General features: G+C 72.0%; 18 protein-coding genes. 14 read left to right on the top strand and 4 right to left on the bottom strand.

The window, feature by feature from the left end:
- Positions 1 to 58: 58 nt before the first annotated feature.
- Positions 59 to 1765, bottom strand: a complete 1707-nt coding sequence (locus V1457_RS15515; protein WP_200071216.1) for a DEDD exonuclease domain-containing protein — start codon at positions 1763 to 1765, stop codon at positions 59 to 61.
- Positions 1766 to 1840: 75 nt separating this feature from the next.
- Here V1457_RS15515 and V1457_RS15520 point away from each other — a divergent pair, with 75 nt between their 5' ends.
- From V1457_RS15520 to V1457_RS15530, 3 genes are all read left to right on the top strand, one after another.
- A complete protein-coding gene (locus V1457_RS15520; protein ID WP_374220953.1) occupies positions 1841 to 3229 on the top strand; it encodes an NYN domain-containing protein in 1389 nt (462 codons plus the stop codon).
- A gap of 415 nt (positions 3230 to 3644) precedes the next feature.
- Positions 3645 to 4688 carry a C40 family peptidase gene (locus tag V1457_RS15525; RefSeq protein WP_295149230.1) on the top strand — a complete coding sequence of 348 codons (1044 nt, stop codon included), beginning with the start codon at positions 3645 to 3647 and terminating at the stop codon, positions 4686 to 4688.
- Positions 4689 to 4793: 105 nt separating this feature from the next.
- On the top strand, positions 4794 to 6029 hold the full coding sequence (locus tag V1457_RS15530; RefSeq protein ID WP_338595274.1) for a hypothetical protein: 1236 nt from the start codon (positions 4794 to 4796) through the stop codon (positions 6027 to 6029).
- Between the two features lie 59 nt (positions 6030 to 6088).
- On the opposite strand, the gene V1457_RS15535 is transcribed toward V1457_RS15530, so the two are convergent.
- On the bottom strand, positions 6089 to 7891 hold the full coding sequence (locus V1457_RS15535) for a long-chain fatty acid--CoA ligase (protein ID WP_338595276.1): 1803 nt from the start codon (positions 7889 to 7891) through the stop codon (positions 6089 to 6091).
- Positions 7892 to 8117: 226 nt separating this feature from the next.
- Between V1457_RS15535 and V1457_RS15540 the strand changes: the two genes are divergently transcribed.
- The 6 genes from V1457_RS15540 to V1457_RS15565 all read left to right on the top strand — a co-directional run bounded on the left by V1457_RS15540 (position 8118) and on the right by V1457_RS15565 (position 12850).
- Positions 8118 to 8498 carry a polyketide cyclase / dehydrase and lipid transport gene (locus tag V1457_RS15540; RefSeq protein ID WP_200071219.1) on the top strand — a complete coding sequence of 127 codons (381 nt, stop codon included), beginning with the start codon at positions 8118 to 8120 and terminating at the stop codon, positions 8496 to 8498.
- A gap of 31 nt (positions 8499 to 8529) precedes the next feature.
- Positions 8530 to 9318 carry a metallophosphoesterase gene (locus V1457_RS15545; protein WP_200071220.1) on the top strand — a complete coding sequence of 263 codons (789 nt, stop codon included), beginning with the start codon at positions 8530 to 8532 and terminating at the stop codon, positions 9316 to 9318.
- A 97-nt stretch (positions 9319 to 9415) separates the two neighbouring features.
- Entirely contained in the window at positions 9416 to 9859 is a 444-nt protein-coding gene (locus V1457_RS15550) for an SRPBCC family protein (RefSeq protein WP_200071221.1), read from the top strand.
- Positions 9860 to 10089: 230 nt separating this feature from the next.
- Positions 10090 to 11313, top strand: a complete 1224-nt coding sequence (locus V1457_RS15555) for an ArsA family ATPase (protein WP_200071222.1) — start codon at positions 10090 to 10092, stop codon at positions 11311 to 11313.
- 38 nt (positions 11314 to 11351) lie between these two features.
- Complete coding sequence (locus V1457_RS15560) at positions 11352 to 11900, top strand: hypothetical protein (RefSeq protein WP_338595279.1); 549 nt, start codon at positions 11352 to 11354, stop codon at positions 11898 to 11900.
- Positions 11894 to 12850 (top strand): ROK family protein, encoded by a 957-nt coding sequence (locus tag V1457_RS15565; RefSeq protein ID WP_200071223.1) that lies wholly within the window; start codon positions 11894 to 11896, stop codon positions 12848 to 12850. The genes V1457_RS15560 and V1457_RS15565 overlap by 7 nt, the downstream gene beginning before the upstream one ends.
- Before the next feature lie 259 nt (positions 12851 to 13109).
- Here V1457_RS15565 and V1457_RS15570 read toward each other — a convergent pair whose 3' ends face one another.
- Together V1457_RS15570 and V1457_RS15575 are read right to left on the bottom strand one after the other, a co-directional pair.
- Positions 13110 to 13604, bottom strand: a complete 495-nt coding sequence (locus V1457_RS15570) for a DUF308 domain-containing protein (RefSeq protein ID WP_338595282.1) — start codon at positions 13602 to 13604, stop codon at positions 13110 to 13112.
- Positions 13601 to 14362, bottom strand: coding sequence for an alpha/beta fold hydrolase (locus V1457_RS15575; RefSeq protein WP_338595284.1), 762 nt, complete (start codon positions 14360 to 14362; stop codon positions 13601 to 13603). The genes V1457_RS15570 and V1457_RS15575 overlap by 4 nt, the downstream gene beginning before the upstream one ends.
- A 235-nt stretch (positions 14363 to 14597) precedes the next feature.
- On the opposite strand from V1457_RS15575, the gene V1457_RS15580 reads away from it, so the two are divergent.
- From V1457_RS15580 to V1457_RS15600, 5 genes are all read left to right on the top strand, one after another.
- Positions 14598 to 15332, top strand: coding sequence for a 1-acyl-sn-glycerol-3-phosphate acyltransferase (locus V1457_RS15580; RefSeq protein WP_200071226.1), 735 nt, complete (start codon positions 14598 to 14600; stop codon positions 15330 to 15332).
- A 54-nt stretch (positions 15333 to 15386) separates the two neighbouring features.
- The gene (locus tag V1457_RS15585) at positions 15387 to 15887 is read left to right on the top strand and encodes a polyadenylate-specific 3'-exoribonuclease AS (RefSeq protein ID WP_200071227.1); all 501 of its coding nucleotides are present in this window, start codon (positions 15387 to 15389) and stop codon (positions 15885 to 15887) included.
- 229 nt (positions 15888 to 16116) lie between these two features.
- Entirely contained in the window at positions 16117 to 17154 is a 1038-nt protein-coding gene (locus tag V1457_RS15590; protein WP_200071228.1) for a 6-phosphofructokinase, read from the top strand.
- A 98-nt stretch (positions 17155 to 17252) separates the two neighbouring features.
- Positions 17253 to 17735, top strand: a complete 483-nt coding sequence (locus tag V1457_RS15595; RefSeq protein ID WP_200071229.1) for a pyridoxamine 5'-phosphate oxidase family protein — start codon at positions 17253 to 17255, stop codon at positions 17733 to 17735.
- A gap of 222 nt (positions 17736 to 17957) precedes the next feature.
- Positions 17958 to 19343, top strand: a complete 1386-nt coding sequence (locus tag V1457_RS15600) for a class II 3-deoxy-7-phosphoheptulonate synthase (protein ID WP_338595287.1) — start codon at positions 17958 to 17960, stop codon at positions 19341 to 19343.
- The last annotated feature ends 101 nt before the right edge of the window (positions 19344 to 19444 follow it).

Genomic DNA, 19444 nt, shown 5'->3' on the forward strand with positions numbered 1-19444 from the left:
ACGGACCGTTCGACCAATCCAGTGGGGCGAAGAGGCCGTGCACTCCGAACGGCGGGGATCAGTTGGTGGCGGGGTAGGGGTTGCGGGCCTGGGTGGCGCGGTCGAGCCAGTCGCGCCAGGACGCGGCCGAACCCGCGGGCTCCGCCCACTGCTGCGAACAGCGGACCATTCGGGTGCCTCCGGTGGTGAGCCAGCGGTGCACCGCCCGCACCTCGTCCGCCGGTGCACCGCGCAGCGGGCCGGCTCCCGGTCGCACCGTTTCGGCCGCGGCCTGCAAGCCGTCCACCACGGGCATCGGTGGCGTCCCGCGCCGCGCGTGGCCCGCCGCGGCGAGCCTGCCGTGCCGGATCACGGCCAGGTGCCAGCCACCTGATCCGTCCGGGCGCGCGCCGATCAGCTCGGCGACCGCTGCCAGCGCCGCCCAGCGTTGTGCCTGGTCCAGCGCGCGCACCAGCCCGGCCAGCCGGTCCCGCGCGCCTGCCGCGTCCTCGAAGCGCTGCTCGACCGAGAGCCGGGTGAGCTCGTCGCGCAACCGCTCCAGGACGCCGTCGCCGCGGCCCTCGACGACCTCGCGCACCGAGATCACTTCCGGCGCGTACTCGTCGACGCTCTGGTATCCCGCGCACGGTGCGGCGCAGCGGCCGAGCTCGTGAACGGCGCAGGGCCGCCCGCTCGGGTTCCTCGCCGGAATGCGGTCGGTGCAGCGGCGCAGCATCGTCGCCGACTGCAACGCTTCCACGGCCTCGCCCGCCGCTGCCCGGGAGCGGAACGGCCCCAGGGCACCTTCGCGAGCGATGCGCACGATCGACAACCGGGGGAACGGCTCGTCCGTGAGCACCACCCACCAGGCGCGTTTGGGAAACTTCGAGCGCCGGTTGTAGCGCGGCTGGTGCGCGCCGAGCAGCCGTTGCTCCCGCACCTCCGCTTCCAGCGGGTGCGCGCAGGTGACGTGATCGACCCGGTCGGCGAGCCCGACCATCTCCTTGATCCGCCCGCGGCGTTCGCCCGCGGTGAAGTATTGGCGCACCCGGCGGCGCAGATCGGTGGCCGTGCCGATGTAGAGCACTTCGTCGTTCGGGCCCCGGAACAGGTACACGCCGGGCGCGTTCGGCAGCTCGTCGGCGAGTCCGCGCTTGCGCCGCTGCTGCGGTGTCACGTCCGGCAAGTGCTCCAGCAACTCCCGGACCGAGCGAACGCCGAACGGTCCGAGCCGTTCCAGCAGCGAGTGCAGCACGTCCACGGTGGCGCGAGCGTCGTCCAACGCCCGGTGCACCGGTGTGGTGCGGGCGTGCAGCACGCGGGCGAGGGTGCCGAGCTTGTGGTTCGGCGTCTCGTCCTTGGTCAGCACCCGGCGGGCGAGCTTGGCGGTGCACAGCACCTGCGGTTTCGGCCAGTCCAGGCCGAGCTGGGCGCATTGCGCCTTGAGGAACCCCACGTCGAACGGGGCGTTGTGCGCGACCAGGACCGCGCCGTTGCTGAATTCCAGGAATGCGGGCAGCACCGAGTCGAAGCGCGGCGCGCCGTGCACCATCGCGTCGGTGATGCCGGTGATCGAGACCACCGCGGGCGGGATCTCCTGGCCGGGATCCACCAGCGTGCTGAACTCGCCGAGCACTTCGCCGCCGCGGACCTTCACCGCGCCGATCTCGGTGACCGCGTCCCGCTGGGCGCTGCCGCCGGTGGTCTCCAGGTCGACGATCACGAACGTCGCCAGGTGCAGCGGGAGATCGTCGTCGAGCTCGTCGAAGGTCAGCTGGCCGGTCATCGGCGGGCACGCTACGGGCGGCCACCGACAACCGCCGGATCGGGTGATCGTGGGGCGGCCGACTAGCCTGGGAGCGTGGTTTCGCCTTCGCCGGGTGCCGATGATCCGCGCCCTGATGAGTCCGCAGTGGACGGTCCGCTGCAGGATGCCGACGACGCGCGGGAGGCGGCGGAGTCCTGTCCCGGTGAGCAGCCGGAACTGCCCGCTCCGGTGCGCTCGCGGCTGGCGGAGATCGCCGGGGAAGCCCTCGACGGCATCCGGCCCGCGGACGTGCCCGCCCCGGTGCGCCCGGTGATGCGGTTCGCGCCTGCCAAGCGCGCCCGGCTCGGCCAGGCCCCGCTGGTCGATGCGCTCCGGGGGTCGACGGTGTTCCGCACCGCGGTCGTCGACTGGTGCCGGGAGCACCGCCCGGCGGCGCTGGAGTTGGCCGACTCCGATCCGGTCGTGGTCGCCGCGGCCGGTCTGCTGCTCGCCGCGCCGGCCACGCCGCACTACTTGGAGCTGGTCGCGTTCCGCGTCGAGCAGGGCAAGCTGCGCGGGGAACGGGATTCCGCGGTGGCCCGCGCGCAGCGGCTCAGCGCCGAGGCCGAACGGCTCAGGGGCGAGCTCGCCGAGGCCCGGCGGGCCGCCGACCAGGTCGGCAACGAGACCAGCACGGAGGCCGACCGGCTGCGCAAGCGGTTGCGGGAGCAGGGGCAGCGGCTCCGCGACGCCAAGGACGATGCGGAGTCCGCGCGCACCGAACTGGCCTCGGCACGCGAACAGATCGAGTCGGAGCTCGCCGAGCTGCGCGAGCAACGCGACCGGGAACGCGCCAAGGCGGCCGAGGAGCGCGAGCGCGCCCGCCGGGCGGAGTCCGACGCGGAAGTCGCACGGCACTCCGCGCGGGAAGCCCGGCAGGGCGACGAGGTCCGGCTGGCCCTGCTGCTGGAGACGATGGAGGGCGCGCTCGGCGGCCTGCGCCGCGAGCTGCGCGCGGGCGGCAGCGGACCGCGCCCGGCCGACGTGGTGCAGCGGGTGCGCTCGGACACCGGGGCCACCGGGCAGGTCGGCGATGCCGCCGAGCTGGACAAGCTGCTGGCGCTGCCCGCGGTGCACCTGATCGTCGACGGCTACAACGTCACCAAGACCGGCTATCCGGACCTGCCGCTGGCCGATCAGCGCAACCGGCTGGCGCACCAGTTGGCCGCGCTGGCCGCGCGCACCGGCGCGGAGGTCACGGTGGTGTTCGACGGCGCGGACGTGCTGGCGGTGCCCACGGCGGGCCCGCGCGGGGTGCGGGTGCTGTTCAGCGATCCCGGGGTGATCGCCGACGACGTGATCCGCGCGCTCGTGGAGGCCGAGCCGCAGGGGCGCCAGCTGGTGGTGGCGACTTCGGACCGGGCGGTGGTGACGTCGGTGCGGCGCGCCGGGGCGTACGCGGTGTCGTCCCCGTTGCTGCTGGAGCGGATCAACCGGGTCTGAGCGGGCTGCTCGTGGCGGAGGTCATAGCGGTCCCGTTGCTTCCGGTCGCGGTGGTCCGGCGCTGCGGTGGTCGGCTGACGCGCAGGTGAGCCGATGCCTCACTGGTCACTGTCTGCGCATACAAGTAATCCTATCGTGGGATTGTGTAGTGCACAGAAGAATTAACCCCCCTCGTATAGACGTCACGCATGACCTTTCGTAGCCTTAGCGCGTCCGCGCGGCGATCAGCGGCCCACTCCGGGTCCTCCGCGCGGCGCCGCCGAATCGGCTTCGGGGAGTCGAACCGGGAACCTGCCCCCGTGGGGTGCGTGGGCGCCGTCCTGGTGCCCGGAGTCCGGGACTGCCCCGGACCGCCGCTGCATCCTCGGTGGGTGGTCTCGGTGGGCGGTCGAGAGACGAAGGAGCAGTGCGCGACGTGGCGTCGCACCGATTGAAGCGCACGATGCGCGGAGCCTTGGCGGCCTCGGCGGTCGCCGCCGCCGTCAGCATGACCTCCGCGCCGGCTGTCGCAGACCCCAAGCCCCCCGAGAGCGCCTCGGAGGCGGCCAAGCAGGTGCGGGAGCTCTCGCACCAGGCCGAAGCCCTCACCGAGGACTACAAGAAGGCCGAGGACGACCACAACGCGAAGAAGGCCGAGCTGGACCGGTCCACCGCCGAGGCGGGCCAGGCCGAGCAGGTCGCGAACCAGGCGCGCGCCGAGGAGGAGCGCTTCCGCGGCCAGGTCGACAAGATGACCGCCGCCTCCTACCAGGGCGCCCGGTTGAACAAGCTCTCCGCGTTATTGGTCAGCAAATCCCCGAACGACTTCCTGGACCGCGCGTCCGCGCTGGACGTGCTGGCCAAGGACAACAACGACGCGATCAAGCAGCTCTCCGCCGCGGTGCACCAGGCGGAGAGCGCGCAGCAGCGGGCCCAGGACGCCCGCGGCCGGGCCGCCCAGGCCGAGGCCGACGCCGCCCGCATCCAGGGCGAGATCGGCAAGAAGAAGGCCGACATGGACGCGCAGATCGCCAAGGTCAAGCAGCAGTACTCGCAGCTGAGCTCCGCCGATCAGGACTCGCTGACCGGCGGCGGGCAAACCGACTACGTCGGCCCCGGCGGTTCCGGCAAGGCCGCGGAGGCGGTCACCGCGGCGCTGAGCAAGCAGGGCTCGTCCTACGTCTACGGCGCCAAGGGGCCGAGCACGTTCGACTGCTCCGGGCTGATGCAGTGGGCCTACAAGCAGGCCGGGATCAGCATCGGCGGCTCCACCAAGTCGCAGGTCTCCGAGGGCAAGAGCGTCTCGGCGAGCCAGCTCAAACCCGGTGACCTGATCTTCTACTACAGCCCGGTCAGCCACGTGTCGATGTACGTCGGCAACGGCAAGGCGGTGCACGCGCCGACCGAGGGCGACGTGGTGAAGGTCGACGACTACCAGGACATCGCGGACGTGAGCTCGATGCGCCGCATCGCGGGCTGAGACCCGGCGAGGCGTCCGGCGGGCCGTTACCCACAGGGGTAGCGGCCCGTTCCGCGTTCGGGATCCGCCTCGCCGCGCGGTGCTGCCCGGCCTACGATCCGCCTCGTGCCTGGGTTTTCGCGGGGATGGCCGGCGGCGTTGGCGGCTGCGGCCGCGCTCGCGGTGGGCGCATTGCTCCCGTTGCCCGCGCAGGCCCCGCCCGCTCCGAGCATCGCGGCCCGTGCCGAGACGACCCACTGGCGGCAGGCGCAGGAGACCGTGTTGCGGCAGCGCTCGCAGGCGGTGTTGCGGCGCGACGAGGCGGCGTTCATGGCCTCGGTGGATCCGGCGGCGTCCGGCGAGTTCCGGCGGCGGCAGCGGGAACTGTTCGGCGATCTCGCCGAGCTGCCGCTGGCATCGTGGGACTACCAGGTCGAGCAGCTTCCCGGCGGGGACCCGGCTCGCCCGCGGGTGGAACTCAGCTACGCCCTGGCCGGGGTGGACGCGGTACCCACCCGGCGGCCGATGAACTTCACCTTCACCGCGCGGGGCGGACGTTGGTTCATCAGCGCTGATGCGCGGCCGCCGCACGAACCGTGGGACTTCGGCCGATCCCGGGTGCTGCGCACCGAGCACGGCGTGATCGTCGGCCACGACGGCACCGACGGCCTCGCCGAGCGGCTGACCGGAGAGCTCGACGGCGCCGTCGCTTCCGTCACCGACGTCTGGGGCCCGGACTGGAGCCGCCAGGTGGGCGTGCTGCTGCCGCGGTCCCGCGAGGAATTGCGCGCCCTGGTGGGCGCCGAGTTCGCCGTGGACGGCATCGCGGCGGTCGCCGTGGCCGACAAGGTCGACGTGTCGTCCGGACGCGTCGAAGGCCCCCGAGTCGTGCTGAACACCGAAACCGCGAGCCGGTTGTCCGACACGTCCCTGCGCGTCGTGCTCCGGCACGAGATCGCGCACGTCGCGGCGCGGGCCGACACCGCAGAGGGCGCGCCGATGTGGCTGCTGGAAGGGTTCGCGGACTACATCGGGTACCGGGACAGCGGGCTGCCGCCGGAACGGATCGCCCCGGACCTGCGCGCCCAGGCGCGGACCGGTGCGCTGCCCGCCGCCCCGCCCGGCGAAGCGGACTTCCACCAGGCGGGGCGGCGGCTGGACCTGGCCTACCAGCAGTCGTGGTCGCTGATCGAGCACCTGGTGCGGCGGGTGGGCGAGCCGAAGGTCGTCGAGCTGTACCGGCGCATCGCGCGGGCAGGCACACCGGACGCGGTCGACCCTGCCCTGCGCGAACTCGCCGGGATCAGCACCGACGAGCTGTTGCGCGGGTGGCACGAGGAACTCACCAACCGCTTCCGCTGACGGCAGCGGCCGCGCTGTTGCAGGACTGGGTTCCCGGCCGGTTGCGCAGCGACCGGCGCTTACGAGTAGATCGCTTCGATGTCCTCCGCGTGGTTCTCGGCGACCTTGTTGCGCTTGAGCTTCAGGCTCGGCGTCATCTCACCGGTGGCCTCGGTGAAGTCCTTCGCCAGGATGCGGAAGGACTTGATCTGCTCGGCGCGGGAGACCGCCTGGTTCGCGTGATCGATCGCGGACTGGACCTCGGCGCGCACTTCCGAGTCCTCGGCCAGCTCGCTCAGCGGGGTGTCCTGCGAGCGGCCGTGGTTGGTCAGCCACGACGGCAGGAACTCCGGGTCCAGGGTGACCAGCGCGCCGATGAACGGCTTCTTGTCCCCGACCACCATGCACTGGCTGATCAGCGGGTGCGCGCGCAGGTTGTCCTCGAGCACGGCCGGGGCGACGTTCTTGCCGCCCGCGGTCACGATGATCTCCTTCTTGCGCCCGGTGATCCGCAGGAAACCGTCCTCGTCCAGGGAGCCGAGGTCGCCGGTGTGGAACCAGCCGTCCTCCAGCGACTCCTTGGTGGCGGTCTCGTTGTTCCAGTACTTCCGGAACACCACGTCACCCTTGATCATCACTTCGCCGTCCTCGGCGATCCGGATGCTGGTGCCCGCGAGCGGCTTGCCGACGGTGCCGATCTTGGCCGCCTCCTGCACGTTGACCGCGGCCGCTGCGGTGGTCTCGGTGAGCCCGTAGCCCTCCAGCACCGGCACGCCGACGCCGCGGTAGAAGTGCGCGAGCCGGTCGCCCAGCGGAGCACCGCCGGAGACCGCGCCGCTGCAGCGACCGCCCAGTGCCGCGCGCAGCTTGCCGTAGACCAGCTTGTCGAACAGCAGGTGCTTGGCCCGCAGCCCCAGGCCCGGCCCGCCCTGGTCCAGCGCCTTGCTGTAGGCGACGGCGGTGTCCTCGGCGGCGTCGAAGATGCGGCCCTTGCCCTCGCCGTGCGCCTTCTGCTTCGCGGTGTTGTAGACCTTCTCGAACACCCGCGGGACCGCCAGCACCAGCGTGGGGCGGAACGAGCCGAGGTCGGTGACCAGTTCCTTGACGTCGCCGGTGTGGCCCAGCGTGGTGCGCGAGTAGACGCAGGCGGTGGCGATGGCGCGGGCCAGCACGTGCGCCATCGGCAGGAACATCAGCATCGAGTTGCCCTGCCGCATCAGGTGCGGGAACGCCTCGACGTCCGCGCGCACCTCGGCCAGCAGGTTGCGGTGGGTCAGTTCGCAGCCCTTGGGGCGGCCGGTGGTTCCGGAGGTGTAGATCAGCGTCGCGATCTCGTCCGCGCGCACCTCGCGGCGGCGCTCGTGCGCGGTCTGGTCGGAGACCTCGGCGCCGAGCGCGGTCAGTTCCGCCACGGCCCCGGAGGCGTCGCCGGCCGGGTCGATCTGCCAGACCTGCGCGACGTCGCTCAGCCGGTCCTGCACGCTGTCGATTTCCGCGCGGTGCGCCTCGGTCTCGACGATGACCGCCCGCGCGCCGGAGTCGGTGAGGATCCACTCGGCCTGGTCGGCCGCGGAGGTCTCGTAGATCGGCACCGTCACGCAGCCCGCGGCCCAGATCGAGAAGTCCAGCAGGCTCCATTCGTAGCGGGTGCGCGACATCAGCCCGATGCGGTCGCCGTGCCGCATTCCCGCGGCGATGAGCCCTTTCGCCACGGCCAGCACCTGAGTCGCGAATTCGGCCGCGGTGACGTCGATCCAGGTGCCCTCCACCCGGCGGCGGAAGCTCACGGTGCCACCGAAGCGTTCCGCGTTGGCCCACACCATGTCGGTGAGGTTCTCGTCGTCGGCCACGGTGTTGGTGGCGGGGACGCTGAACTCTCGCACCTTGGAAACCTCCGATAAACGTCCTAATTGTGGGCACAACCTAACGCCGATGGTTACTCGGCGGTAGTCCCGTGTTATTGATGCGAAACTTTTCGGGCTCGATTAGTCGTGCGGTGGCAGCCTGCCATGCCCGCGCGCGAGCAGCGGCGCCGCCCGCCGCGCAAGTGGCTGCCGCCGCGGCTGCGAGGTTCCCGCCGGTGGCGCCGCTCGTGGCAGGCTGGTCCGCATGTCCGCGATCGACCTCGCCGAGGAGGTCTTCCTGGCCGTGGCGCCCGCCGCGCTGGCCCCGCACTTCGCCGACCCGGACCGCTGGCCGCGGCAATGGCCCGGGCTGGCGCCGGTCGCCGAGGCCGACCGCGGCATCGAGGGGATGCGCTGGCGGCTCACCGGTGACCTGCGCGGCAGCATGGAGGTGTGGTTGCAGCCGGTGCTGGACGGCACCGTGCTGCACTACTTCCTGCGCGCCGACCCGCCCGGTCCGCGACGTGGGCGGTGGGTGACAGCCGAGCTGCGGCGGCGCAGGCTGGCCGTGCGGGAGCTGGTGTTCGAGCTCAAGTCCCGGTTGGAGGCCGGCCGGGCACCGGGCTGCCCACCCCCGTCGCGGTGATCGTCGAGCCAACGGTGATTGAGGAGAGAGTGTGCGGGTGCACGTGGTGTCCGACGTCCATGGCAACGCCGAGGCGTTGAAGCGGGCCGGTGACGGGGCGGACGCGCTGGTCGTGCTCGGCGACCTGATCGACTTCGTGGACTACCACGACCACGGGCGCGGGATCTTGGGCGCGGTGTTCGGCGCGGAGAAGGTGGCGCACTTCGCGGAGCTGCGCCGCAACCACCGCGGCCCGGAGATCGGCGCCTACGCGCGCTCGCTGTGGGAGTCGTTGGACGATCCGCGCGCAGTGGTGCAGGACGCGGTGCGCGACCAGTACTCGCAGCTGTTCGCCGCGATGACCGCGCCGACCTACGCGATCGCGGGCAACGTGGACGAGCCGGGCCTGTGGCCGGAGTTCGCCCGCGAAGGCGTGCACTTCGTGGAAGGCGAGACGGTGGAGATCGGCGGGCTGAGTTTCGGCTTCGTCGGCGGCACGATCCTGGCTCCGGGCGGGAAGCTGCGCCGGGACGCGGCTTGGGTGCCGCACCTGCGCCCGGAGGAGGAGTTCGACGCCGCCGTCGCCGGACTCGGCGAGGTCGACGTGTTGTGCTCGCACCTGCCGCCCAAGGTCCCGGACCTGGTCTACGACGTCATCGCACGTCGCGCCGAGCACGGCTCGGCCGCGCTGCTGGAGCGGATCCACCGCGACCGCCCGCGCTGGTCGCTGTTCGGCCACGTGCACCAGCCGCTGGCGCAGCGGGTCCGGATCGGGCGCACCGAATGCGTCAACGTCGGGCATTTCAAGCGCACCGAACAGCCCTACGTGCTGCGTTGGTGAGCAGGCGCGTTGCGCTGCGGTTCGGCCGCGGCGCAGCGCGAGCGGGCGCACCCGCCGGTGCCGCGGGAGGTGGCCGCGAACCTGTAATCTGCGCGGCATGGTCGATCAGTCCACCCAATCCATCGTGATCCAGGCTCCCGCCGCCGAGATCATGGCGGTGATCTCGGACTTCGCCGCCTACCCGGAGTGGGCGGAGGCGGTCAAGGAGACCGAGGTGCTCTCGACGACCAGCTCGGGCCTGGCCGAGAAGGTGCGGTTCGTGCTCGACGCCGGGGTGGTCAAGGACACCTACGTCAACGTCTACGAGTGGGCCGACGACGGGCTGTCGGTGAGCTGGACGCTGTCCGAGGGGCAGGTGCAGAAGGCGCAGCAAGGCACGTATTCGCTGCGGCCGCAGCCGGAAGGCGGCACCGAGGTCACCTACAGCCTGGCGGTGGACCTGGCGATCCCGATGATCGGCATGTTCAAGCGCAAGGCCGAGAAAATGATCATGAATACGGCGCTGAAAGAGCTCAAACGCCGCGTCGAATCGGGGACTTGAGCCGCGCGGGCGCGTTTTCCGCCGCGCGCTCCGAGTAGCGGATGCGGCCGCGTTGATCGACAGTGTTTCCGGGCGGCGCGCTTTCCCGCCCGCGTCGCCGGTTTCCGGGCGGAAGTGGCACGACCGGATCACGTGGCGCTTCCTGCGGCGCGGCTGCGATGCGGCCGCAACGAAGATCGAGTATCAACGGCATTCGACGTTCCTGTCCCGACTCCGCACTGAGACCGCCCTTGCGCATCCTGTTGTTCACCGGAAAGGGCGGCGTGGGAAAAACGACCCTCGCCGCCGCCACGGCCGCGCGCCTGGCCGAGCGCGGCCGGAAGGTGCTGGTGGTCTCCACCGACCCGGCGCACTCCCTCGGCGACGCCTTCGGCGCCGCGCTCGGTGCTGAACCGCGCGAAGTGGAACTGCACGAACAGCGGCGCGACGTCCGGCTGCACGCCGCCGAGGTGCAGACCCGCGGGCTGCTCGACCAGGCGTGGTCGGAGCTGCGCGAGCACTTGCGCACCCTGCTGCTCGGGGCGGGCGTGAGCGAACTCGACGCGGAGGAGCTCACCCACCTGCCCGGGGTGGAGGACCTGCTCGGGCTGGCCGAAGTGTTCCGGTTCGCCGAGAGCGGGGTGTGGGACACGGTGCTCGTCGACTGCGGCCCGACCGCCGAAACGCTGCGGCTGCTGTCGCTGCCGGAGTCGATCGCCGGATACCTGGAGCGGTTGTTTCCGGCGCACCGGCGGATGGTCCGCGGCGTGTTGGCGGGCCTGGCGGGCAGCGACAACGTCGAACGCTGGGATGCGGTGGCCGATGCCGTGAGCCGCCTGGCGGAGCGCCTGCTCGGGCTGCGGCGCACGCTCACCTCCGAGCACACCAGCGTCCGGCTGGTGCTGACCCCGGAGGCGGTGGTGGCGGCCGAGACGCGCCGGACGCTGACCGCACTGGCGTTGCAGCAGATCCGGGTCGACGGGCTGGTCGCCAACCGGCTCGTGCCCGATCCCGGTTCGGCGCGCGGGAACGCGGCGGCCTGGATGCGAACCCGGCGCAGGGAGCAGGACGCGGTGCTCGGGCAGGTGCGCTCGGCGACGGAACTGCCGCTGCGCACGGTGGCTCATCGAGCCGCCGAACCGGTCGGCCCCGGCGCGCTGCTGGAACTCGCCGACGAGCTCTACGACGGCGACGACCCGCTGGAGGGCGCCGCGTTCGCGCCCGAGATGGAGCTCGGCGGTGGCGGGCGCGCGCTGGACTCCGAATACACGCTGCGGATCGCGCTGCCGCTGCACGACGACGCCGAGCTGGACCTGGCGCGGATCGGTGACGAGCTGGCCGTCACCATCGACGGCAGGAGGCGGCTCATCGCGCTGCCCGCGGTGCTGCGCCGTTGCGCGGTGACCGCCGCGGTCGCCGCCGACGACGGGATCACCGTGTCGTTCCGGCCCGATCCCGAGCAGTGGATGCGCTGAGGCTGTGACCAATGTGGACCAGTGGATGTGGTGAGCGGATGCGTGCTGAACACCCCGATCCCGAGGTGACGTCGGGAACGGGCGAAGAGCCGGACAGCGGTGGCTCCAGCGGTCGCGGAACGGGTTCCGAGCAGGACGGGGGCGGTCGCGACCGGATGGCCGAAGAGCTCCGGCTGCTGCTGGACGCGGCGGCGCAGCGCGCCGAGGAGTACCTGCGCGGCGCAGGCGGTGCTGAGCGGACTCGCGATCGCGGCGCTGGGCCGTCCGGCGCTGGGCCGTCCGGCGAAACCGGCTCGGGTGGCGCTTCCTGCGGCTGGTGCCCGATCTGCGCGGTGGCCGCCCTGGTGCGCGGTGATCAACCGGAGCTGACCGCGAAGCTGGCCGACCAGCTGTCCGGGCTCGTGGAACTGCTGCGGGGCACCCTCGCCGAACACCGGCACACCGATCCGGCCGGTCCGGCTGCGGAGACCGCCGAACCGGCCGCCGAACCCGCGAGCAAGGTGCAGCGGATCGAGGTTCGCCGGGTGCGCGGCAGGACCGCCGCAGCGGCCGGGAAGGGCGCTTCGATGGGAGAGCGCGATTGCTGACCGTCGGCGTGGATGTGGGCGGCACCAGCGTCCGTGCCAGCGTGGTCGACCCGCAGGGCACCGTGCTGGAGACGCTGCGGGTGCCGTCGGCGGGCACCGGACCTGAACTCGACTCCGCCATCGCGGGCACCGTGCTGGCCCTCGCCGCCGACTACCCGGTGGCCGGAGTGGGCCTGGCCGTGGCGGGCTTCGTCAGCGAGGACCGCAGGGTCGTGCGGTTCGCACCGCACCTGCCGTGGCGGCACGTGGCCGTGGCCGACAACATCGCCGCCCGAGTGGGGTTGCCGGTGGTGCTCGAGCACGACGCCAACGCGGCCGCGATCGCCGAGCAGCGGTTCGGTGCCGCGGTCGGCGCGCGGGTCGCGGCGCTGGTGGCGTTGGGGACCGGCATCGGCGGGGCGCTGGTGCTCGGCGGTGACGTGTTCCGCGGGGCGCACGGAGTGGCGCCGGAGCTCGGCCACCTGCGGCTGGTGCCGGACGGGCGGGAATGCCCGTGCGGGAAGCGCGGCTGCTGGGAGCGCTACTGCAGCGGAACCGCCCTGGCCCGGACCGCGCTGGAACTGCTGGCCGAGGACGCGTCCTCGCCGCTGGCCGCGCAGGCCGCCGCCGACCCCGGCGAGATCACCGGGGAGCGCGTCGCGCACGCTGCCGAGGACGGCGACCCGGTCGCGCGCCGCGCGGTGGGCGAGCTGGCGCGCTGGCTCGGTGAGGGACTGGCGCTGGTCGCCGACGTCTACGACCCGGAGGTCGTGGTGCTCGCAGGCGGCGTGTCCGGTTCGGCGCACCTGTTCCTGCGGCAAGCCCGGCAGCACTACGCGGATGCGATGACCGGCGCCGGGCATCGCCCGTTGGCAAAGGTCCGGGTGGCCAAGCACGCGGACGAGGCGGGCATCGTCGGCGCCGCGACGCTGGCCCGCGAACACGTCGCCGCGCACGCCCGGACCTGCTGAACCTTCGTCGTCGAACCCGGCTGCGAAGTCCCTGCAGAACGACTTGCGCAATGGTGCCGGTGGCGGACCGCGGCGGCTTCCTGGCTGCGGAACGCTGAATGGGCGAAGCGGACCGCTCGGAGAAGGCGACATGGCAGCGCTCGTCCCGAACAGGCGCTGAGCCCGTCGCCGGCTCGGCGAGGCGAGCACGCCGCGGCGCCCGGAAGTTCACCGGCCGGTCGGCTCCACCCCGCCGCCGATGCCGGATCCGGGCAGCTGCTCAGAGCCGCGCGCCGTCGTCACCGGATCCCGGCGGGTTGCTCCGCAACCGCAGCAGCAACCAGCCGATCCCGCCGCTGATCGCGATCAGCCCGGCGGGCAGCGCCACGCTGCCGCCGAGCCCCGCGAGCCCCGGCACCACCAGCAGCAGCACGCCCAGCACGATCGTCGAGATCCCGCCGATCGTGGCCGCGGTCGGCCGCGGCATCGGCGGTGGTTCCGGTGGCTCGTAGTGGCCTTCGTCGTCCGCTTCAGCGGGCGGCGTCCAGTCCCGCGGCCCCGCAGGCTCCACCGGGGCCGGGCTCAGCGCCTCGTCCGCTCGGCCCGGCGGATCCGGTGCCCGTCCCTGCCCGTCGGCGTCGTCCGCGGTCGTGCGCGGCCCGTCCTCCTGCGGCCAGCGCGCCAGCGGCTCGTCGCGTTCCAGGCCCGCGACGATCTCGGCGAAGGCCGCGTCGATGTCCTCGGGTCCGTCGGCGTTGTCGTGGCGGGTGCTCATGCGGTTTCTCCGACGCGCTCGCGGTGGATCCGGCGGATGAACTCGACGCTACCGGCGAACACCGTCGGCGCGTCGTGATCGAGCGTTGCGACGTGGTAGCTGTCCGGCAGCACGACCTCGGTGACGTCGTCGCCGCCCACGCCGTCGAGCACGACCTTCGCGTTGAGCGGTTCGACGACGTGGTCGGTCGCCGAGCGCAGCAGCAGCACCGGCGCGCGCACCCTGCCGAGGTCGCGCCGCACGATCCGCCACAACCGCCGAAGGCTCGCCATGGCGCGCAGCGGCGCTCGCCCGTAGGCGAGCTCGGTGCTACCGGCCTTCGCGATGTCCCCGCTGAGCCCGCGCACCGAAGGCAGCACCCGGCACAGCACCGGCAGCAGCGCGGCTTCCCGCCGCAGCGTCAGCACCGACGGGTTCACCAGCACGATCCCGGAGATGTCGGGATGTTCCTGGGCCAGCCGCAACGCCAGCGTGCCGCCCATCGACTGGCCGAACACGAACACCGAACCGCACCGGGCGCGCAGCGATTCCAGTTCGGTCCGCACCGCCGAATACCACTCGTCCCAGCCGGTGCGGTTCAACTCGCGCCACGTGGTGCCGTGCCCGGGAAGGCGCGGGCAGCGGACCGTGTACCCCTCGGCGGCCAAGTGCTCTCCCCAGCTGCGCATGCTCTGCGGAGTGCTGGTGAATCCGTGGCACAGCAACACGCCGACGTCGTCGGCACCCTCGTGCACGAACGGCTCGGCGCCGGCGAGCACGGGTGACTCCGATGGCACCGGCAACCCCGGTGGGATGGGCAACCCCCGTGGGATGGGCAACACAGCCTCCCTACCGCTCACCTCGACCCGGGTACCGGTTCATCGTCGCATGGCTGTGGCCGGTGCGGGGCGATCTTCCGGGGCTGATCCGATACCGCAGGGGCCGCATTGTGCGGCGTGCGGGCGCTCCGTAACCTGAACTAGGTATTCCGGGTGTTCAGAAAGGCAGCGGCGCGTGCTGTACTGGGTGATGAAGCACTTCTTGCTCGGTCCCCTCATGAAGCTGTTCTGCCGCCCGAGCATCGACGGTGCCGAGCACGTGCCGCAGTCCGGTGCGGCGATCCTGGTCAGCAACCACGTCGCGGTCGCCGACTCGTTCTTCATGCCGCTGATGATGCCGCGCCGGGTGACCTTCCTGGCCAAGCGCGAGTACTTCACCGGAACCGGGATCAAGGGCAAGTTCCAGAAGTTCTTCTTCTCCGGGGTGGGCCAGGTCCCGATCGACCGCTCCAGCGGCGCGGCAGCGCAGGCCGCGCTGGACACCGGCGTGCGGTTGCTGCGCGAAGGCAAGCTGCTCGGCGTCTACCCCGAAGGCACCCGCTCCCCGGACGGCCGGCTCTACAAGGGCAAGACCGGGGTCGCGCGGATGGCGCTGGAGGCGGGCGTGCCGGTGATCCCGATCGCGATGTACGGCACCGACAAGGTCAATCCGCTCGGCTCCAAGATGTGGTACCCGCACAAGGTGCGGGTCAAGGTCGGCGAGCCGCTGGACTTCTCCCGCTACGAGGGGCTGGCCGGGGACCGGTTTGTGGAGCGCTCGATCACCGACGAGATCATGTACGCGCTGATGGAGCTGTCCGGCCAGGAGTACGTCGACATCTACGCCGCGAAGGCCAAGGACGAGCTGACCGCGCAGGGCAAGGACGTCGCGGGCTGGACCGACCGGATGCCCCGCTCCAAGGCGAGCTGAGCGGGTCCGACGGGGCCGGGCGTTCGCCCGCACCGCCCTCTTTACGCTGGTTCGGTGCGGTTCTTCTACGACTGTGAGTTCATCGAGGACGGGCAGACGATCGACCTGGTCTCGATCGGCATGGTGGACGAGACCGGCCGCGAGTTCTACGCGGTCTCCACCGACTTCGACGCGGGCCGGGCGGGCCAATGGGTGCGCCGCAACGTGCTCCCGCAGTTGCCCCCGCCCGCGGACGGCGCTTGGCGCCCGCGAGCGCGCATCCGCGAAGAGCTGTACGAGTTCCTGACCGCACGCCACGACAACATCGAACTCTGGGCCTGGTACGCGGCCTACGACCACGTCGCGCTCGCGCAGCTGTGGGGCGCGATGCCCGCGCTGCCCTCGCGGATTCCGAAGTTCACCCGGGATCTGCGGCAGCGCTGGGAGGACGTGGGCAAGCCGAAGCTCCCCTCGGCACCGGCGAACGCGCACGACGCGCTCGCCGACGCGCGGCACAACCTGCAGCGCTGGAAGGTGATCGAGGACGTGCAGCGCAAGCGCGGCTACCCGCTCTGAGCCAGCTTCGCGCTCGTCTTGCGCAGGTGGCGAAAGCAGCCGGCGCCGCTCGGAGAAGGCCAGCACCTGAGCCGGACGCAGGCTCCACGGGCGCCGTTCCACCACCGGAGTACTTGCTGCACCGATACAGGCCGTGCCAGGCTGCTGCCCGGGGAGATCCAGATCACCCCGCTCGGTGCCGCGCGAGCGCGGCGCGAGCGAGTGCAGGCGAGCAGAGGAGGCGGCGAGGATGCCGGCTGGAACGCGGATCGGGGTGTTGACCGGTGGCGGCGACTGCCCCGGTCTGAACGCCGTGCTGCGGGCGATCACGCGCAAGGGGATCGCGGTGCACGGGCACGAGGTCGTCGGTTTCCGCAGCGGCTGGAAAGGTCCGCTGGAGGGCGCCACCATGCCGCTCGGGCTGGACGAGGTGGAGGACATCCTCAGCCGCGGCGGCACCATCCTCGGTTCGTCGCGCACCAACCCGTACCAGCACGACGACGGGGTGCAGCGGATCAAGGCGACGATGGCCGAGCACGGGGTCGAAGCGCTGATCGCGATCGGCGGCGAGGACACCCTCGGGGTCGCCGAACGCCTCACCCGCGACGGGGTGCCGGTGGTCGGAGTGCCGAAGACGATCGACAACGACCTCGACGCCACCGACTACACCTTCGGCTTCGACACCGCCGTGCACATCGCCACCGAGGCGATCGACCGGCTGCGGACCACCGCCGAGTCGCACCACCGCGCGCTGGTGGTGGAGGTGATGGGCAGGCACGCGGGCTGGATCGCGCTGCACTCCGGGCTGGCCGGCGGCGCGAACGTGATCCTCGGGCCGGAGAAGCGGTTCAGCGTGGAGCAGGTCTGCGACTGGGTGCAGCAGCGGTTCGAGCGGCAGTACGCGCCGATCATCGTGGTCGCCGAGGGCGCGATCCCGCAGGACGGCGAGGAGGTGCTGCAGACCGGCGAGACCGACGCCTTCGGGCACGTCCGGCTCGGCGGGGTCGGCACCTGGCTGGCCGACGAGATCGCGCAGCGCACCGGCAAGGAATCCCGCGCGGTCGTGCTCGGGCACACCCAGCGCGGCGGCACGCCGACCGCTTACGACCGGGTGCTGGCGACCCGGTTCGGGCTGCACGCGGTGGATGCGGTCAGCGAGGGCGCCTTCGGCAAGATGGTCGCGCTGCGCGGCACCGACGTCGTGCGGGTGCCGCTGGGCGAGGCGACCGCGAAGCTCAAGACGGTGCCGTTGTCCCGCTACGCCGAGGCCGAAGCGCTGTTCGGTTGATCGCCGACCGGCCCCGGCGGTTCCGGCGCCGGGAGGTTCCGGAAATCGCGGCGGGAACCTAGGGTCGGGCCGGTACCGACGGCGGTAGGGGAGCGCGGATGTCCCGACGCGGGCTGATCTCGATGACCGATGGCGAAGTCGCCGACTTCCTCGAACAGCGGCGCACGATCGTGCTCGGCACGGTGAAACCGGACGGGCGGCCGCACCTGGTGCCGATGTGGTTCGTCCCGGGAAGCGTCGTGCCCGGTGGCACGGTGGTCGAGCTGTGGACGTTCGCCAAGGCGCAGAAGACGCTGAACCTGCGCCGCGACCCCCGCGCCACGCTGATGGCCGAGACCGGCAGCAGCTACGACCAGTTGCGCGGGGTCTCGCTGGAGTGCGACGTCGAGGCGCTGGAGGTGCCCGGGGACATCGAGCGCATCGGTACCGCGCTGGGCAGGCGCTACGGCACTTGGGAGCCCGCGGACGAACCCGCCGCGCTGGAGGCGGTGCGCGCCCAGGTGCCCAAGCGCGTCGGGTTCCGCTTCACCCCGACCCGCACGATCAGCTGGGACCACCGCAAACTCGGCGGCGGCTACTAGGCCTGAGAACCCGCCGGTGGTCCGGCTGAGTCCTCGGGCACCGCAGCGGCTGGCGCCGCTTATGAAACAGCCCCTAGATCGCGCGCGACCGCCGCGGGAGCTCCGGCGAGCCACCTCCGGGCCCCGGCGAGTGGAGCTGAATCGACGCGACTGGGCAAGATCGGCGGCGCTGCGCCGCCGCCCACATGAAAACAGGTGGCCAGCACGCCCTATCCTGGTCACGTGAATTGGACCGTCGATGTTCCGGTCGATGAACTGCCGGAACTGCCGCCGCTGCCCCCCGAGATGCGCGCCCGCCTGGATGCGGCGCTGAAGCTGCCCGCCACCCAGCAGCCCGAGTGGCCCGAGGACCAAGTCGCCGCCGTGCGCAAGGTGCTGGAGAGCGTCCCGCCGGTGACCGTGCCCTCCGAAGTGGACCGGTTGCGCGGACAGCTCGCGGCGGTCGCGCGGGGCGAGGCGTTTCTGCTGCAGGGCGGGGACTGCGCGGAGACGTTCGCGGACAACACCGAACCGCACATCCGCGGCAACATCCGCACCCTGCTGCAGATGGCGGTGGTGCTGACCTACGGCGCGAGCATGCCGGTGGTCAAGCTCGGCAGGCTCGCCGGGCAGTACGCCAAGCCGCGGTCCAACTCCACCGACGCGCTGGGGCTGCCCAGCTACCGCGGGGACATGGTCAACTCGCTGGCCGCCAGCGAGGAGGCCCGCAGGCACGACCCGTCCCGGCTGATCCGCGCCTACGCCAACGCCAGCGCCACGATGAACCTCTCCCGCGCGCTGACCAGCGGCGGGATGGCCGCGCTCGCGCAGGTGCACGACTGGAACAAGGACTTCGTGCTCAACTCCCCGGCCGGGGAGCGGTACGAGTCGGTGGCCGCCGAGATCGACCGCGGCCTGCGGTTCATGGCCGCCTGCGGCGTGGACGACAGCAGCCTGCACGCGGTGGACCTGTTCGCCAGCCACGAAGCGCTGGTGCTGGACTACGAGCGGGCGATGCTGCGGCTGGACACCTCGCACGGCACGCCGCGGCTCTACGACCTGTCCGGGCACTACGTGTGGGTCGGGGACCGCACCAGGCAGCTCGACCACGCGCACATCGCGTTCGCCGAGCTGATCTCCAACCCGATCGGGCTCAAGATCGGCCCGAGCACCACCCCGGAGATGGCGCTGGAGTACGTCGAGCGGCTGGACCCGAACCGGGAGCCGGGCCGGTTGACGCTGATCAGCCGGATGGGCAACGGCAAGGTCCGGGATCTGCTGCCGCCGATCGTGGAGAAGGTCACCGCCGCCGGGCACCAGGTGGTCTGGCAGTGCGACCCGATGCACGGCAACACCCACGAGTCCAGCACCGGCTACAAGACCCGCCACTTCGACCGCGTGGTGGACGAGGTGCAGGGCTTCTTCGAGGTGCACCACCGGCTGGGCACCCACCCCGGCGGCATCCACATCGAGCTGACCGGCGAGCACGTCACCGAATGCCTCGGCGGCGCGCAGGACATCTCGGACACCGACCTGGCGGGCCGCTACGAGACGGCCTGCGATCCGCGGCTCAACACCCAGCAGTCGCTGGAGCTGGCGTTCCTGGTCGCGGAGATGCTGCGCAGCTGACCGGGATCGAGCGCACGCGCGGGCCGGGGTGGGATCACCCCGGCCCGTTCTCGTGCGCCGGGTGTTTCCGGGTGCACCCGCTTTTTGCGTGGCTCGTGGTG

This window comes from Saccharopolyspora sp. SCSIO 74807, assembly GCF_037023755.1.
In the GTDB taxonomy this organism is placed as follows: domain Bacteria; phylum Actinomycetota; class Actinomycetes; order Mycobacteriales; family Pseudonocardiaceae; genus Saccharopolyspora_C; species Saccharopolyspora_C galaxeae.